The sequence below is a fragment of the Priestia megaterium genome (assembly GCF_009497655.1).
In the GTDB taxonomy this organism is placed as follows: Bacteria; Bacillota; Bacilli; order Bacillales; family Bacillaceae_H; genus Priestia; species Priestia zanthoxyli.
In genome coordinates, this window is record NZ_CP023319.1 from 60,543 (window position 1) to 76,501 (window position 15,959).

A 15,959-nucleotide genomic window follows, 5' to 3' on the forward strand; every position below is an offset into this window, starting at 1 on the left:
GCGAACTATCACTAATTTTGCGCGAACTATCACTAATTTTGCGCAAAACTATCACTAATTTTGCGTGAAACTATCACTAATTTTGCGCGAACTATCACTAATTTTGCGTTGGAAATGCAATTATGGCTTAACTATCACCAATTTTGCGTGGACAATATAAAAATGCTTTAAGTATCACTAATTTTGCGTTGGAAATGCAGACACGCTTCAAGTATCACCAATTTTGCGCATTGAAGTGCAGACTGAGCGTAATAAATTAAGAATATATAAGGTTTTCAGAGTTTAAAACCTTCATGAAGTATCACTAATTTTGCGTGATATTTAAATTATAAGGACAAGTTGCTCTTCAACATGCAATTTACACAGTATCACTTTTATGATATTTTAGTGATAGTTTAGAAAAATATGGGGGATTTTATGAAGAAAACGACTGTCGTTCAACCATATGATCTGGAAAGTATAAATATAAAAAATTGGGTAACTAAATCAAACATCCTCATTGAGAGTACATATAAATTGTCTTTACAAGAGCAAAGAATTCTTTTAATCATGGCATCTAAAGTGCAGCCTAATGATGAAACGTTGAAGACCTATAGATTTCGAGCTAAAGACTTTATCGAAATCGTAGGCAATAAAAAAGGAACAGGTTTTTACTCTTACTTAAAAGAAATCGTGAATGGCCTTCAAACAAAAATTCTTACGATAAAAGAAAAAGGCAGACAAAGAAATTACAACTGGGTAATTACGTCTATTTATGAAGAAAACGAAGGATACATAACATTACAATTTCATCCTAGCTTAAAGTATCTGTTTTTAGAGCTTAAGGAAAAATTTACATCGTATCAATTAGAGAATGTAGTGAGACTCAATTCGGTCTATTCCATTCGTATATATGAGTTGCTTAAGCAATATGAGCGTCTGCGAAAAAGGGAACTCACTCTTGAAGAATTACGTCATTTTTTAGCTATTGAACCTACCAAGTATAAACAGTATGGCCATTTTAAAAGCAAAGTATTAGCAGTAGCTCAAAAAGAAATCAATAATAAAACGGATATCCACTTTGAATTCGTGGAAATAAAAACTGGTAGAAAAGTAACGTCCATAGAATTTATTATTACCAGTTCGCCTGCATTGAGTGGTTCTAGCTCTACTCAAGAGAAAAAACTAGAATTAAATCAATCCTTCTCGAAATTAGAAGACAACACAAACAGCCTTGAGAATGATTTAGCAGGCTTAGGGGTTAAGCCAGAAAAAATAGAGTGGCTTTTATCAGAATTTACACAAGAACACCTAGAAAGAAATATAAGATACACGCAAGATCGTTTGATTACAGGAGATGTGACTCACCCTCATTCCTACGTAGTAAAAGCGATTCAAAAAGATTATGCCCAGGTCTCACAGGAATCAAAACGCATTAACTCTAAAAAGGGTGCAAAAAAAGAATTAGTTCCAGATTTTATAGCACAAGCTAGAGATAAAGAACAAATTCTTAAGGATGCAACTTTAAAAGAGAAGCAAGAATCATTTTTAAAAGAAAATGGAACTCAAATAGAATTTGAAGAAAAGCTCTTGCAGTTTCAAGAATTAAAAAGAATGCTGATTCTAAGTTCAGATCAACCTACCCAAGAAGAAATAAAAAAAGCCCAAGAAGCAGGCTTACAAGAAGTCATTCGAAATATGGAAGAAGATTATAGTAAACGTGAAAAATTAGGCTTAGAACCAAGAATTGTTAAGGATTTTAAAAATAAAGAGTTAAAAAAAATGTATAAAAACTTTTTACAAAGTAAAGTTTTAAATAGAAATTAGCTATAGAAAAAAAGACGTGTAAAACCTTGCCTTGCAGAGATGGCTTTTACACGTCTTTTTTTTTGCGCTTAGGTAAATTTAATATACATAAAGAAAAAATCATTTTAGCAAGCTTGTTTAACATTTTTGTTATAATAATAGTATATTAAATTTACCTAAAAGATCGGGTGTGTCTTATTTGAATAACTTTATTTTGCTTGGAGATTTCTTATCTCATTTAGTTGAATCTAAAAAAAAGGCTTCTACAATATCAATGTATAAGCATGATCTAAAACAGTTTTTTGAATGGTTAAATGAATCTCATCCCAATATCCCTTCAGAAATTTTGCCAGGAGACAAGAAATATTACGACGAATACTTTACCTATTTAAAAGAAAAAAACTTGTCAGAAGCTAATCTGAGGCGTGTAGCATCACATTTAAATGGCATGTTAAAGTATTATAGCCTCACAGATGATATTGGACTTTTACAAGCAACAACAAAAAAACAACGAGCATTAACTGATACTGATTTTATAACTGAATCGGATGCTTCAATTCTTTTAGATTCAGTTATAAGTCACGAACATTTAAGTGATATTCAATTGCAGATACATAAATATATAGGTCCGCGTAACCATTCCATGTTCATCTTAATGCTTCGTTACGGTCTTACCATTAACGAAGTTGTATCTTTAAATATACAAGACATTAACTTTGCACAGAATACATTAACGGTAAACACAGGCAAATCAAAACGCACCTTAGAGCTTTCTAAACACGATAAGAAAACCATATATGATTACCTATTAACAATCCCTCTGTTATTTAGACCTAAGGATTATACAAATGATCCGTTATTTATTTCTTTTCATCCTCAAAAAATGGTTTATTGGTATGATTACAATTTAAATAAACCTAAAAGGATTAGTATAATCGGTACAAAACGTATGATTGAAAGAGAAGTCAAACGTTCAGGCATACAAGCAATTGTAAGATCTACTCACTTTCGAAACAGTTGTATACTTAACAAAATTCATGATGGATATTCAAACGAACACATTATTTATTACTTTGGATTGTCCAGCCGCCATGCTTTATATCGATTTAAGCGATATCTAAAGACAAAATAAAATATTAAGTTCAACTTATTTTCCACCAAAACATCTTTTATGTAAGTGATTTTTATTTTACAAGTTAAACTTAATTTTATTTTCACCTTATTTAATTTTAGAAAAAATCATTAAGTTTAACTTTAGTTTAACTTAATGATCCACTTTTTAAAATTTAACTGTTTTAAAAAGTCGATTGCGATGAAAACAACCTTCTCAAGCATTACAAATTTAGAATTTGGCGGCCATGTCTTGGTTGTATAACAACAAATTTCTTGTAAAATCATCTAGAATTTAATTAGATTTATTATTCTAGGCTAAAATCTAGAAGAAGTTCACTCTAGATTCGTTGAAAACCCTTTATTTTCAATGGTTCATTGTATTTCTAGCTTTTGCTATAAAATTTAAATAACTTAGAAAAAATTAAGATTAATTTTAACTCGAAAAATAATTCTATAAGAATTGTATAAACAAAAAAGAAGTTCCATTAAACCAACGTAATAAATCCAGAAGATATAGGTATATAGGATTTATATTATCTTACACAAAATACTTGAATTAAAGTTAGAGAAAGTACATTCTAGATTCGTCTGAAGCTATTTTATATCAAGCTTTCTAGGTACTCTAGTTTCTTTGGACTTTAGGAGAGGAAAAGATGTGAATCAGTTGTTAACAAAGATATTTCTTAACAGTTAAAACTCCTTTTTTGCAGACATTGGCTAAAACAAAGTTTTAGTCGAGTAGAGTTAATGTTGATCCTTAAGTTGCTTTTTTTTGAACTTTATATATAATCTATCTACATTTAAAATAAACAGTTTTACTCTTGAAAAGTTTATGATTTCATCTAGAATTGAAAAGGAAGAATAAAAGGCCTAGCGAAAGAAAAAGAAAAATGTACATAAAAAACAGGAATATAAAGTAATTAATAGAATTTTACTAGAAATATAAATCTTGAATAATATCTCGCAAAACCGCATTCTAGAATTGCCATTAACACTGATATATCAACTTCAAAGTATATCTAGATTTTTATACAGAAAGGAGAATCCTAGAAAAATGCATGAAAAAAATAAAGATGAAGTAGTCTATACTTTGAAAGACACAGTAAAGCTAACTGGATTAAGTGTAGATCTTATTCGCTTATATGAAAAAGAATTCAATCTCCAAATTCAACGAACAGAAGGCGGACATAGGCGCTATAACAAACAAAACATCGATTTATTAACTGAAATAAAAAAAAGAATTCAAGAGCAAAACTGGAGCTATAAGATGATAAACCAGTGGCTTCAAGGAGAAATTGTACCGGAGACAGTGGAAGTTCAATCAAACCTTGAAAAAAAAGTACAATCCCTTGAAGAAAAAGTTCAAGAGTTGCTTAATCGCTCTGAAAAAGATGAGCAATTTCAATTAGCGCTTATCCAACGACTAGATGAACAAGGAAGCCTTATAAAGAAACTTACAGAAAAACTAGACCACCAAGACAAATACATTGAAAACAATCTAGAGAAACGCGATGAGAAATTGACTAGTGCCATACGTGAAATTAGTGATACAAAAAAACTTATCGCGGCCGCCCAAGAAAATCTTGATTCAAAACCAAAAGGATTCTGGAGTAAGATTTTTGGGGGTTAATACGTTACTTAAAGGATAAAAGCAGTAGGGTTTTTTGTGCATTACAGAAAATCCTGCTGCTTTTATCCTTTATTTTCGATGAATAAATAGTAAATTTTAAGATTTTATGTTTAGTTGCCAGAAGAAATTTATTATTGTTAAACAATTCTATAAGTTCTTGAAGGGGAATTTACAGGTGTGGCAGCTTTTACTAATACAGTTTGTCCATTTGATGGCATCCTATTTTTAAACACGTAAACTCTGGTTTATCCGCCTGGAGTACCACGTCCTCTAGAAGCTTTTCTTAGCACGATACTTCTTTCGTTATTTGAATCAAGTACCCAATGAAAATACCATAGCTGTCGTAGAAACTGCCTATTGGTATCTTGATGGCGTTCATCAAATATACAATGATTGATTTGCTCTGTCCAACATAAATATCGACCACTAGAAATTCTCCATTGTTTATGTGATCGGTATCTAATTCCTACGCAAGATCCACGGTTTATTATTCCTAAAAAGAAATGTGTGTCTTTGTAACATTTTTATTGTAAAAGATACGTAAAATTTATCAATAATCCATTTATGGAACTGATATTCTTATAGGCAATTAGAGGAGAGGTGCAATTTCAAATGGATGAAAAAGTTGTTATCTTTATGCACATTCCTAAAACAGGGGGAACCACACTTAATAATATTTTTAAAAAGTTCTACTCTGAAAATGAAATATACGATCATGTTCCTTTAGAAGAGATGAATAAACAGTTTAGCCAATTAAAAGAAGAAGATAAAAAAAACATAAAAGCTATATCCGGCCATCATTTCTATGGAATACATGAATTTTTTTCTCAACCCTATGTTTATTTTAGTATGATGCGTCATCCGGTTGAGCGTGTCATATCATTATATTTTTTTTTGAAATCGTATCCAGGGTATTATGAAGAGAACATGAAACATATGTCTTTTGAAGACTACCTTGATTGGGACCCTCAAGCTACAAATGGCCAAACTAAACAAATTTGCGGGGTGAAATCTCAACTAAGCGTAGAGAAAGCGAAAGAAAACTTGCTGGAATTTGGATCAATAGGAATAACAGAAATGTTTAACGAATCGCTTCTGCTACTAAAGAAAAAATTCAAATGGGGAAATATTAAATATAAGAAGGTGAATGTGACAAAATCTCGCCCTTTGCTCAACGAAGTCCCCATTGATATCATTAAGAAAATAGAAAAGCACAATGAGTTGGATATAGAGCTGTTTCAGTATATAAAATCTAATTTCATCAAACAAATAAATGATTTATAGAAATAAAAATGAAAGCTCTCAATAGAAAGAGCTTTCATTTAATATATAAGAAAAGGTTACCTTATTAAAAAAATGCGGTATCAAATCCCATATATAGTTAGTTCAATTTTTTATGATAAAGGGATTATGTCTCATTTAATTAATATAGACATATAAGCTTCATACACTTTGTATAAGGTTCATATAGGTCTTTTAAATAGTTACGTGTTATTTGAATAATTTGAGGGCTCTTATCATCCTTTTTAAGCCTTAGCATTAAATCATAAGCCATTGTCCTTTCTTTACGTACCAAACGTAGCAAAACCAACAAATCATACGTATGAAAGCATGAAAGTTCATTAAAAGGCTTCTCAACGTCCTCTAAGACCACAAATTCTTTAAGCTTTGGCCTTTTTATATTTAAATCAGCCCCACAAAAAGGGCAAATATTTTCTAATCCTTCTGTCCCACAATAACTACAATAACTACATATCAAGCTATATTCACCTCATTTACTAAAAGGAAAAGTAGGCTTAAGCCTACCTAACTAGCCTTAAAGGCTGTTTTAGCTTTTAGGGTTTTCCTTATCTAGCCGTTTTTGTCTTTGATTCACAATACGTTCACTTACAACCTTTTTTGCAAGTTTAGTTTCTTCTAACTCTTGAAGATCCGTTGTCATAATTCCCCGATAGCCATGGTGAAAATACAATCCATTCATGAATTCGATGAGAATTTGTGTGTTTTTATCGGCACTATTGGTTCCTAATCTAATTTTTTTAGTTCGCTTTTTAATGCACCATTGAGATTTTCACTAACAGTTTCCGTAATGTAATCTAACGACCATTCTTTCTTTTTTTCTTCTCGATACTTTTTACAGATATCCATAATTGCTTCTCCAGGGAAACGAAGTTTATGTTCAGCCATATAATCTTGGATGTATTGATCCGTTTCTTTATCAAGTGTAATCATACGTCATTGTGTTTCCATTACTCCTCTACATCTCCCATCAGTTCATAGATAATATCGTTCATCTTTTCAATTGATATCGCACATTGTTTCATCATTTCGATGTTCTGATGAACGATTGCTTCTAATCTTTTTTCTCTTTCTACTTGTTCATCAAAAAAAGCTAATATTTCAAATTGTTCTTTCAAGAATTGTTGACGGGACATCCCATTTTCTTTCGCAAGTGCATCAACTTTTTGCATAGCAACCCGATCAATATTTCGTAAAAAGATATCCATGAAATCATTCCTTTTCTATCAAATTGCAAAATTTCCAGTACGAGTAGAGAAGAGCATAAGGGGTTTTTGATATCACATGGCTGTGATATGCTGGGCAAAGCCCAGCAAAACAACGTTTTTACCCTCAAAAAAGTGACCCCACGAAAACTTCCAGTCTGTCGACCTGCTGTTGACCTAAAGAGCAAAAAAAGCGCATAATGTCGACCTAGTGTCGATATCAAAACTTACACCTTTTTGTAAATGTTGACCTACTGTCCACTCAAAGTACCCTCAGATCTTATGAAGTTTTAACGAGTTTTTGAAAAATTTCTTGATGATAATTCGTGAAGTTTTGAGAAGAAGTCTGAGTAGTTTTTTTATAAAAACCGATTGCTTCTTTCATCGAAGAAACGTTTAATTTTTGTAGAATGCTGCGTCTTTGAGTCTTAATTGTGTTCTCTTCTTTGAACAAAATATCTTACATTTCTTTAACAGAATGGCCATCAAGTGCAAGAGCAAAAACGTCTTGTTCTGATGACGTAAGTTGTTTCAAAAAAAGTTTTTCTTTAAGCATCTGACATTCTTCTTCAACACACTTAAGACGCTCCACTTCTTGTACTAAATCCGAAGCAACACTTAAAATGTTTTCGATACCTATCGATAATTTTTCGGTTTGATCCATGATAAGACCCTCCTATTTTTTGAGGGCAACCCATGTTATAATTAAAGTCCATATTAAGTTCTACATGGGGTGCTTCCTTTGCAGAGGAAGTGCCCTTTCTTTGTTTACTTTTCTTTTCTTACTTTCTTCACATGCTCTTCTAATAAAGCCTTTACATACTTCGTAATACTTGTATCATTTTCTACAGCTAAGAAACGTAACTCCTTGTGTAACTCTTCTGGAATATCACATGTAAGTCTTCGATTACCTTCTTTAACCCTGCTCATATGCTCTCCTTTTCAAGCAACGTATTTAAGTTGCAACGTTGCTTTTGGTTAATTTTAAAGGATATAATTTCCAAAGTCAATAAAATAATCGTGCTGTCATTGGACAAGCATACAAGCAACTTATTAGCAATTACATAACTTGTACTAATTATATAAAAGGAAGTGCATTAATTGAAAAAATCAAGAAAGAGAAAATACAGATATAACTATAGTTACTCAGTCCAATCGCAGGGTGATCCTTCGGTTAATGTTTATGGTATCTTTACTCCGGGTTCTGCACCCAGTGATAGTAATGGCCGGCAAAATAGATTTAATCGAGACATTGCCTCAGCTAATCAGATATGGAATAGTGGAGGTGAATGTAATATAAACTTTATTTCACAACCTATAATCGAAGTAAATACAGTAATAGATGCAACCAATTTAAGTACTAATGAAGCATTTAGAGGACCTGTTGAGAATCTCATCAATCAAGTTAAACAAATGAATGGGAATCAACCTGGCATATACGTTGTTTACACAAGTGGCAATGATTTTGCATCTCCTTCAGGTAATAGTCGACCTATAGGTGTTGGTGGAGTAATAATTGAGAATTTTAGAGTTGAAAACGGTGTACCTCAATTTACACTCTTTGGATCCATTGCATTGAGTAACAGAGCTTTGAGTGCTCCTTTTGCATTTGCACATGAAGCAGGACATGCTTTATTTACTCAGCTTAATAACCAACCTGTTAATAATGTATTCATGTTTGAATCTATAGATCCTACGGGTCCTTTTATTGATTCTGCAGGAAATATTGATACAGCCCACAGTAACCTTACAGGTAATCTCATGGCTCCTATACTTCCTAACAGTACTCCAACTATTAATCCGTTACAGTGTCAAAAAGCTAGCATGAGTAGAATATTTCAATAATCTTAATAGGAATTTAAGATCGTTATTGTTAAAGAGTAGAGATTTTTAAGTGGTTTTCTTGAAAATCTTACTAGTACCTTGTATAGACACTAGCATATATTGAATTAAATAAAGTTCATTTGTTTCAAGATACTCATCATATAACATGACAAGTATACAAACATTATTTTTATTAGAGAATATATTATATAGAAAAACCAACAAAAAAGTGAATTTCTCAACGTTTAAAGGTATGAATGCTTTACTTGTTGCTAATGCTGAGGACCTTGTAAGTCCCTCAGCATTCAGAGCCACTAATCCTAATATACTACTATTCCTATTTCTCAAACTGATACTTTTGTAAAAGTTACATTTCCAAATGAACAATTTGATATAGGTAATAATGAATATAATGCAGCTACTTCAACATTTATACCTGAGTTTAATGGTGTATACGCGTTTAATGCATCAATCTTCTTTCAGCCAGATAATCCAAATATTGATTATGAAGTAGAATTAGTTTTTTTAGTAAATGGTTTATTATTAGATGCTGAGGTTGAGTTTCTTGGGGCATCTAGTCGTTTTGATGGTTTCATAGAGATCAATGACATACTTCAATTAAATGCTGGAGATAGAGTAGAAGTTTTAGTTGTTAGTACTACTCCAGGTAGAATTAGAGCAGACAACAGAATATACTTTGCTGGAGCTAGATTCCCCTCTACAAAACAATAATTTAATTTTATAATTATACCCATAGTTAACATAATCAATTTTTCCGGAAGACATCACAAAAAAGAAACCTCTTGGGAGAAGGGTTCTAGATGAGGCCTTGTTTCTTCTTTATGCAGCTTTTTATACATCCTTGATTTATCAACGTTAAACGTATAAATCAAAAGCAGGGAGATGAATAAAAAGCGCACCTTTTATTCATATGCTCATACATAAAAACACAGTATTTATTGTAATATTATTTTTTTATGTTACATTATGTAAAAATAACATTATTATTTACTTGCTGTGTTATTCATTCTTCGACGAGTGTGAATCATAAAAAAGCAACCTCTCTCCAATGCCAATAGGTATGAGGTTGCTTCTCTTATCTTGAAACTCTTCTTATGCTTTCATTTTATTGTTTTCTAGAACTTAATGTTATACCTTCTAAAACATAATTCCATGTTTCCAGGTCATTAGGGAGTCTCGGTACTTTGACTGCACATACTTTATCAATTCCCCAATTAATTTCACTTACACCCTTGAATCCTTCTTCAGGGCATAGAATAAGAATATTAAAATTACCTTTAACAATCTGTTCTAAAATTGCTTGTAATTCTAAAGATTGCTCATAGGTAGCAGCCCATCTAATAAATAAAACAGATTCAGAAGTTGTGATTTTTTCTATAAAACGATTAATTCGATTTGTAAGTTTTTCTTTATAGGAGGTGTATGTGGCACTCCAATGTTGATGTGGAATGATTTGGAAATCGTGGACTGAAATAATATTATAATGAGTATCCTCTATTAAATAAGATTGCACCCCTTCAATTAAGACCCCATCATCGGCAAATGCAAACGCTCCATCAGTTAGTTGCATGTTTTCAAGTTCCATAAAATTGTTGAATTTATTTTTCAGTAACCTATTAACATCAGAAAGTGATAGAGATACACTCCAGTCTAGTGGTCCAGAGAATGTCCTTAAATTTAAGCGTTTTAATTCCATTGCAGGATTACAAGCACTGCCTAAGCTAACAATTACATCGTATGATCCCTTAATTTCTTTTAGGTTCAACAGAATTCTCCTTTTTTATGACCTACTATATTAAATAGTGAATTGAATTGTACTAGTTGTAAAAAATATTAAATACAAAAGTGAAATTACAGAAAAAAATCCTTTTTAAACATTCTTTAAGTGCTAATAGTTTGGTTTATAATCTTTCGTTTTGTATATATCATGCATTACTTTTAAACTAGTTGATTTAATTAAAATATTTATAGAACAAACTATCGGGTACATTGGGCTTTTTGGGTTGATAACTTCTCATAACGCACATTGGACATTCAGAAATAAAATAATTTGTAACTTTAGGGTCGTCGTAACCGCCCCTATGGAGCCAAGCATGAAACATAGAGCCTATAAGCAGGCCGGCAGTTACATTCGGTTGTTGGAGTTGATATACATTAACAATCATAGATAACGGAGTTTGAGTCTTAGTGACTGTCGGTGGTAATTGTATTGTTATAGGAGAAGGGGTGTATATCCAATCTATCCTAGCTCTTTGGGATCGGCGAAGCCCATTGTCTTTAATGACTTCTGTCAATTGTTCCATAGCTAAATCTGTGGCCTGTTTTCCGTCTGTAACATTAACACCAAAATAACGTAAAGGCTGTAAGTTTTTCACCGCATATGTGTTCGTGCAATCAGCCAATTGTGATACACCATTATTAAATCCATTGTTCCATTTTTGTGTTAGATGCAACGACCAGTTAAATAATACACCTTTAATAGTGTCTTGAATTTTTTGTACCTGGTCTGGAGTAAACTGCTTGGAAATATCAAAGAAAATAGTTGGTGGTAAGTCAGAGATGCCTTGGGGGATAGGGACTGCAAAAGCTATTTCTCTATAAATTTGTAATGGAAGGTATTGTAAGAACTCTTTATCTTGATTTTTTTGAATAGATTTCTCTAAATTTTGTTTACTATTCGTTAGCAATGTTATGTTCCCCTTTGTAAAAAGGTATTTATATTAACAGAATATGCTACCAATCAAAAAGAGTTTGGACATGCTTAAAAGGAAAATATTTATTATTTTACTTCTCTTAAATAAAGAAGCATTTTTATCATCGTACAAGCATTCCTTGATCTAATGAATAATATATCAAGAACAATAGACAGAAAGGGTGGTAAAAATCATTAAGAACGATAAAGGTAAAAGAGAAAATGACTGCGTTCAAAATCAACCAGGACTCCCACTAGCTACTACAGTTAATTTAGCAGTTGTAGGTGATAGTCATGTAGGTTTTTTAAACAGTCAAAGTATGTTTAATACCCTTTTGCAAAGAGTAGTGAACAATGGTAATAAACGATATATTATATTTGGTGGAGATGATGTACACGCTTTAGGTGCTTCTTCAATACAAGTAGCTGAAACATATTACCAACAGTTCACTAATATTTTAAATAATGTTTTAGGATCAATTCCCTTCAGATCTTCTATAGGAAACTGGGAGGCTACTAACAGAAATAACAGTAGAGCTTTATTTCGACAGTACATCAATCGTTATTTAATTGGCTATAGAGTTATTCCTGGAACACAAGGGTTGGTGCGTCATGTTTGGTTAGATAATGGTCGAGGCGGGGTATTTAGCCAGGATAGCTTAAACTTGCTAAGTAACTTAGATCCTAACTATTATTACATTATTGATTTTCATTGGCCTTTGAGAGTTCCAGGTATAACTACGGAAATACATGGTGATCATGTTATGACTCAAATGCAGACAAACATGTTTTTTAATGCTATACCCTCTAACGTAAGGAACAAAATTTTAGCGATTTTCACTCATCATGCACATAAATTTTTTGCTAACTCAGTTACAATCAATCCTAACTTTCCTAATACCTCGTTTTTTGTAACTGGATGTTCAGGGGACTATGCATGTATATCCAGCGAGAGAGGATACTATGAATTAAATTTAACAGTCCAAAATAATATAGCTACTTTGCAAACCATAAAAACTCGCGTTCAATAGCTTGAGGAATAAAGAAGACTACATTAAGAGTAGGTAGGGTAACCTTAGGCAACTTTCCATTCTCAAAATGCAAAAATCGCCAGCTTATATAACTAGCGAAAAGCTGCATTTATTATTTCATTTGTATAAGTTTACTTTTTATAACATATTATCTCCTTCATCTCACAACTTACTATTTCTTAGTACGTATGATCGTGTTACATTAAAAGATAAAACTATTCCTTTGATCTTTAAGGAAGATAGTTTTATCTTCTTTTTACAATATGTCTCCATCAATCCGGAAAGGGAGGATTTTATGAGTAACATTATTAACTTTAATAAGTTTCAAAGACATAAAATAATGAAGAAATTTCTTCGTTGCGCTTTAGTAACAGGAGCAATTATAATCTGCTGCATGCTTGCTTATTTACTAATCTTAATAGAAATATATTTTCCTGCTCATTATCCCATTTATATTGAAGCTAAACCATAATAATTGTGTTCTTAACCTCTTATGAAAGATACTCAGTCTGGTTTGTTTATATAATGACTTCCTATTTCTAATTATTTACTAAGATACAAATTTTAGTTCATCCGTTAAACGCAAAAAAGCTTCTTTGTCTTTATTCTTTAAGGACTGATCAATTTCTTCAAGAATTTTACCTCTTTTGAATTGTTTCGCTACTTGACTTAAAAACAATTCAGCTAATATTTCATCAGATATATTTTTTTCAAGTTGACTCATTTCGTTGGATATATTATTTTCCATAAACGATTAACCCCTTTATCATTTCTCTTTTAAAAATAGTGTTTCCTTTTTTCATTGTTTTAATACGAGGTTAATAGATAAATTAGTACATAGAAGAATGTGGAATAAAAGATATCTTGACATAAAGAATAATATTTATTTCAAAGCTCTAAGGGTAAAACATAAACTAGCTTAAACAGTTTACATATTCATTGCATCCTCATGTTGTTTTACTAATTTATAAAACGTTGTCTTTTTTACATTCGCTTCCTTCATTGCCTGTACGGCTGTAATTTCATTTCGTTTCCAACGGTTATAAGCCTCAATAAAATCTTGGCTAACTTGGGCTTTAGGACGGCCAAAAGATATACCACTCTTCAGCGCAGCATTAATTCCTTCTCGCTGGCGTTTACGAATACGATCTCGTTCTTCTTGCGCCATCCAGGACAAAATTTGAAGAACCAAATCTGCAATAAAGGTTCCCAAACTATCCTTATACTGAGTCGTATCCAGCAAAGGCATATCCAAGACAACAATGTCTGCCTCAATTTCTTTCGTAATAGCATTCCACTCTTGTAAAATTTCTTCTTTGTTACGACCAAAACGATCTAGTGAATGAATGTAAAGAATATCTCCTTTACGAATCATTCGTTTTAGTAATTGGTACTGTTCTCTATTGAAATTTTTTCCACTTTGTTTATCCATGAAAATATCTCGAGGAGATATGCCCACTTCTTCCATGGACTGAAGTTGTCGTCCTTCATTTTGATCTCGGCTGCTTACACGGATATATCCAAATTTTCTATTTTCCATTTTTATACTCCCTTTTGTGTCTATCTTCTTTTTATTCTACCAAAAACGTTCGCAAAAGTGTATGAGATAAAGAGAACGTTCGTAATTATTTTTCTTACTTAAACGAACGATAAAAACAGTAGATTTCTTATATAAAAGGAAAGTTCGTAAAAGTATACTTTTACGAACTTTCCTTTTATATATTTATTAAATGTATAGAAGTATTTCCTTAGTGATTTAAACATTAGCCAAATAACTATGTCATGAACAATACATAGGAAATTGATATTATATCCCCTATTAAATTAATGTGATAAGAAGAAAGGTCTAAATTTATGCAGAGATTATTTAATTACAGTATTTATTAATAAAAAACATTAAATTATATGTCTTTAACGTGCAGAGAAACGCTCTGTAAGGAATTTAACTTTTGTTTTACATACAATGGGGGGATTAGATACAAATTTTCAGCAATTAAGAAAAGAGATTAGCACAACTTTTATAAAGGCATTTATATTAAGGAGAATATTTTATTTAAGATTTTAAGTTATTAATACATGAAATGGTGGAGATCTTTAAACATTGTTTCTCGTTACAGAAGAGTCCATTCGGTTAAGGTCTATGAAAGTTGACCGTTTTTTGGTCATCACCTGTTTGTTCGAATCATCCTCTAAAGACCCAGTACCATCACATTGTACTATTGAGCAGATTCAAAGAACGCTTTTTCCGTTACGTCTCCTTCAACATCAGCAGCTTCTGCTGATCCAGAAGAACCTCCTAAATTCGGTAGAGCTAATGGAGTCGCTAACTAAATAACTAAACCTACGGCAGAAGCTACCACAGCTTATTTCGCTTTTCTTATTCAATCTCCTCCTAATTTTATTTAATAGAAATAAAAAAGCAGTTTGCAAATGCAAACTGCTTTTTTGATGACCCGTACGGGATTCGAACCCGTGTTACCGCCGTGAAAGGGCGGTGTCTTAACCGCTTGACCAACGGGCCAGTATCAATTTATAAGTTAAATTCAATTACTATAAAACATGATGGGCCTAAGTGGACTCGAACCACCGACCTCACGCTTATCAGGCGTGCGCTCTAACCAGCTGAGCTATAGGCCCTTTACTTGGATTTGGAGCGGGTGATGAGAATCGAACTCACGACATCAGCTTGGAAGGCTGAGGTTTTACCACTAAACTACACCCGCATATTTTAAAGTGGCGGTCCCGACGGGAATCGAACCCGCGATCTCCTGCGTGACAGGCAGGCATGTTAACCGCTACACCACGGGACCAAAATAGAAAATGGCGGAGGAAGAGGGATTCGAACCCCCGCGGGCTTTAACACCCCTGTCGGTTTTCAAGACCGATCCCTTCAGCCGGACTTGGGTATTCCTCCGTGTACTGTATGGTGGAGCCTAGCGGGATCGAACCGCTGACCTCCTGCGTGCAAGGCAGGCGCTCTCCCAGCTGAGCTAAGGCCCCATAAATGGTCGGGAAGACAGGATTCGAACCTGCGACCCCTTGGTCCCAAACCAAGTGCTCTACCAAGCTGAGCTACTTCCCGTTTATGGCGCGCCCGAGAGGAGTCGAACCCCTAACCTTTTGATCCGTAGTCAAACGCTCTATCCAATTGAGCTACGGGCGCTTATTAAAATGGTGCCGAGGGCCGGACTTGAACCGGCACGGTAGTCACCTACCGCAGGATTTTAAGTCCTGTGTGTCTGCCAATTCCACCACCCCGGCAGGACTTATACGTGGAGGCGGCAACCGGATTTGAACCGGTGATAAAGGTTTTGCAGACCTTGGCCTTACCACTTGGCTATGCCGCCAATATATATATG

13 protein-coding genes, 10 tRNA genes and 1 pseudogene are annotated in these 15,959 nt (G+C 33.1%); 6 read left to right on the top strand and 18 right to left on the bottom strand.

All coding sequences use genetic code 11. The features are described 5' to 3' along the window. Positions 1-417: 417 nt before the first annotated feature. The 4 genes from CEQ83_RS26770 (at position 418) to CEQ83_RS26785 (ending at position 5,812) form a co-directional block, all read left to right on the top strand. Entirely contained in the window at positions 418-1,806 is a 1,389-nt protein-coding gene (locus CEQ83_RS26770) for a replication initiation protein (protein ID WP_049166423.1), read from the top strand. Positions 1,807-1,975: 169 nt separating this feature from the next. Next, complete coding sequence (locus CEQ83_RS26775; RefSeq protein WP_228123076.1) at positions 1,976-2,917, top strand: tyrosine-type recombinase/integrase; 942 nt, start codon at positions 1,976-1,978, stop codon at positions 2,915-2,917. A 1,035-nt stretch (positions 2,918-3,952) separates the two neighbouring features. Beyond that, positions 3,953-4,528: a MerR family transcriptional regulator gene (locus tag CEQ83_RS26780; RefSeq protein WP_014462093.1), complete on the top strand. Its 576-nt coding sequence runs from the start codon at positions 3,953-3,955 to the stop codon at positions 4,526-4,528. Positions 4,529-5,140: 612 nt separating this feature from the next. Further along, the gene (locus CEQ83_RS26785) at positions 5,141-5,812 is read left to right on the top strand and encodes a sulfotransferase family 2 domain-containing protein (RefSeq protein ID WP_049166425.1); all 672 of its coding nucleotides are present in this window, start codon (positions 5,141-5,143) and stop codon (positions 5,810-5,812) included. Positions 5,813-6,356: 544 nt separating this feature from the next. Here the strand turns inward: CEQ83_RS26785 and CEQ83_RS26790 are convergent. From CEQ83_RS26790 to CEQ83_RS27315, 4 genes and pseudogenes are all read right to left on the bottom strand, one after another. Then, positions 6,357-6,760: pseudogene (locus tag CEQ83_RS26790) on the bottom strand (hypothetical protein). A 17-nt stretch (positions 6,761-6,777) separates the two neighbouring features. After that, complete coding sequence (locus tag CEQ83_RS26795; RefSeq protein ID WP_049166427.1) at positions 6,778-7,035, bottom strand: hypothetical protein; 258 nt, start codon at positions 7,033-7,035, stop codon at positions 6,778-6,780. 457 nt (positions 7,036-7,492) lie between these two features. Beyond that, the gene (locus CEQ83_RS27535; RefSeq protein WP_223546852.1) at positions 7,493-7,696 is read right to left on the bottom strand and encodes a hypothetical protein; all 204 of its coding nucleotides are present in this window, start codon (positions 7,694-7,696) and stop codon (positions 7,493-7,495) included. Between the two features lie 104 nt (positions 7,697-7,800). Further along, positions 7,801-7,962 (bottom strand): hypothetical protein, encoded by a 162-nt coding sequence (locus tag CEQ83_RS27315; protein ID WP_176542911.1) that lies wholly within the window; start codon positions 7,960-7,962, stop codon positions 7,801-7,803. Between the two features lie 171 nt (positions 7,963-8,133). Here CEQ83_RS27315 and CEQ83_RS26805 point away from each other — a divergent pair, with 171 nt between their 5' ends. Continuing rightward, positions 8,134-8,877 carry a hypothetical protein gene (locus CEQ83_RS26805; protein WP_049166428.1) on the top strand — a complete coding sequence of 248 codons (744 nt, stop codon included), beginning with the start codon at positions 8,134-8,136 and terminating at the stop codon, positions 8,875-8,877. 1,105 nt (positions 8,878-9,982) lie between these two features. On the opposite strand, the gene CEQ83_RS26810 is transcribed toward CEQ83_RS26805, so the two are convergent. Both CEQ83_RS26810 and CEQ83_RS26815 read right to left on the bottom strand, forming a co-directional pair. Then, positions 9,983-10,642 (bottom strand): DUF1796 family putative cysteine peptidase, encoded by a 660-nt coding sequence (locus CEQ83_RS26810; protein ID WP_049166429.1) that lies wholly within the window; start codon positions 10,640-10,642, stop codon positions 9,983-9,985. A 187-nt stretch (positions 10,643-10,829) separates the two neighbouring features. Continuing rightward, positions 10,830-11,564: a hypothetical protein gene (locus CEQ83_RS26815; RefSeq protein ID WP_014462080.1), complete on the bottom strand. Its 735-nt coding sequence runs from the start codon at positions 11,562-11,564 to the stop codon at positions 10,830-10,832. A gap of 187 nt (positions 11,565-11,751) precedes the next feature. Between CEQ83_RS26815 and CEQ83_RS26820 the strand changes: the two genes are divergently transcribed. Continuing rightward, the gene (locus CEQ83_RS26820) at positions 11,752-12,600 is read left to right on the top strand and encodes a hypothetical protein (RefSeq protein WP_049166430.1); all 849 of its coding nucleotides are present in this window, start codon (positions 11,752-11,754) and stop codon (positions 12,598-12,600) included. A 550-nt stretch (positions 12,601-13,150) separates the two neighbouring features. Here the strand turns inward: CEQ83_RS26820 and CEQ83_RS26825 are convergent. From CEQ83_RS26825 to CEQ83_RS26885, 12 genes are all read right to left on the bottom strand, one after another. Then, entirely contained in the window at positions 13,151-13,348 is a 198-nt protein-coding gene (locus CEQ83_RS26825; RefSeq protein WP_033580880.1) for an IDEAL domain-containing protein, read from the bottom strand. Between the two features lie 180 nt (positions 13,349-13,528). Further along, positions 13,529-14,140: a recombinase family protein gene (locus CEQ83_RS26830; protein WP_014462076.1), complete on the bottom strand. Its 612-nt coding sequence runs from the start codon at positions 14,138-14,140 to the stop codon at positions 13,529-13,531. A gap of 909 nt (positions 14,141-15,049) precedes the next feature. After that, positions 15,050-15,121: transfer RNA gene (locus CEQ83_RS26840), tRNA-Glu, on the bottom strand. 42 nt (positions 15,122-15,163) lie between these two features. Next, a tRNA-Ile gene (locus tag CEQ83_RS26845) sits at positions 15,164-15,237 on the bottom strand. Between the two features lie 12 nt (positions 15,238-15,249). Next, a tRNA-Gly gene (locus CEQ83_RS26850) sits at positions 15,250-15,323 on the bottom strand. Between the two features lie 11 nt (positions 15,324-15,334). Then, positions 15,335-15,410, bottom strand: a tRNA-Asp gene (locus tag CEQ83_RS26855). A gap of 11 nt (positions 15,411-15,421) precedes the next feature. Next, positions 15,422-15,514 (bottom strand) — tRNA-Ser (locus CEQ83_RS26860). Positions 15,515-15,524: 10 nt separating this feature from the next. After that, positions 15,525-15,600 (bottom strand) — tRNA-Ala (locus CEQ83_RS26865). A gap of 5 nt (positions 15,601-15,605) precedes the next feature. Continuing rightward, positions 15,606-15,682 (bottom strand) — tRNA-Pro (locus tag CEQ83_RS26870). 4 nt (positions 15,683-15,686) lie between these two features. Continuing rightward, positions 15,687-15,763 (bottom strand) — tRNA-Arg (locus CEQ83_RS26875). Between the two features lie 9 nt (positions 15,764-15,772). Further along, positions 15,773-15,861, bottom strand: a tRNA-Leu gene (locus tag CEQ83_RS26880). A gap of 12 nt (positions 15,862-15,873) precedes the next feature. Further along, positions 15,874-15,947: transfer RNA gene (locus CEQ83_RS26885), tRNA-Cys, on the bottom strand. Positions 15,948-15,959 lie beyond the last annotated feature (12 nt).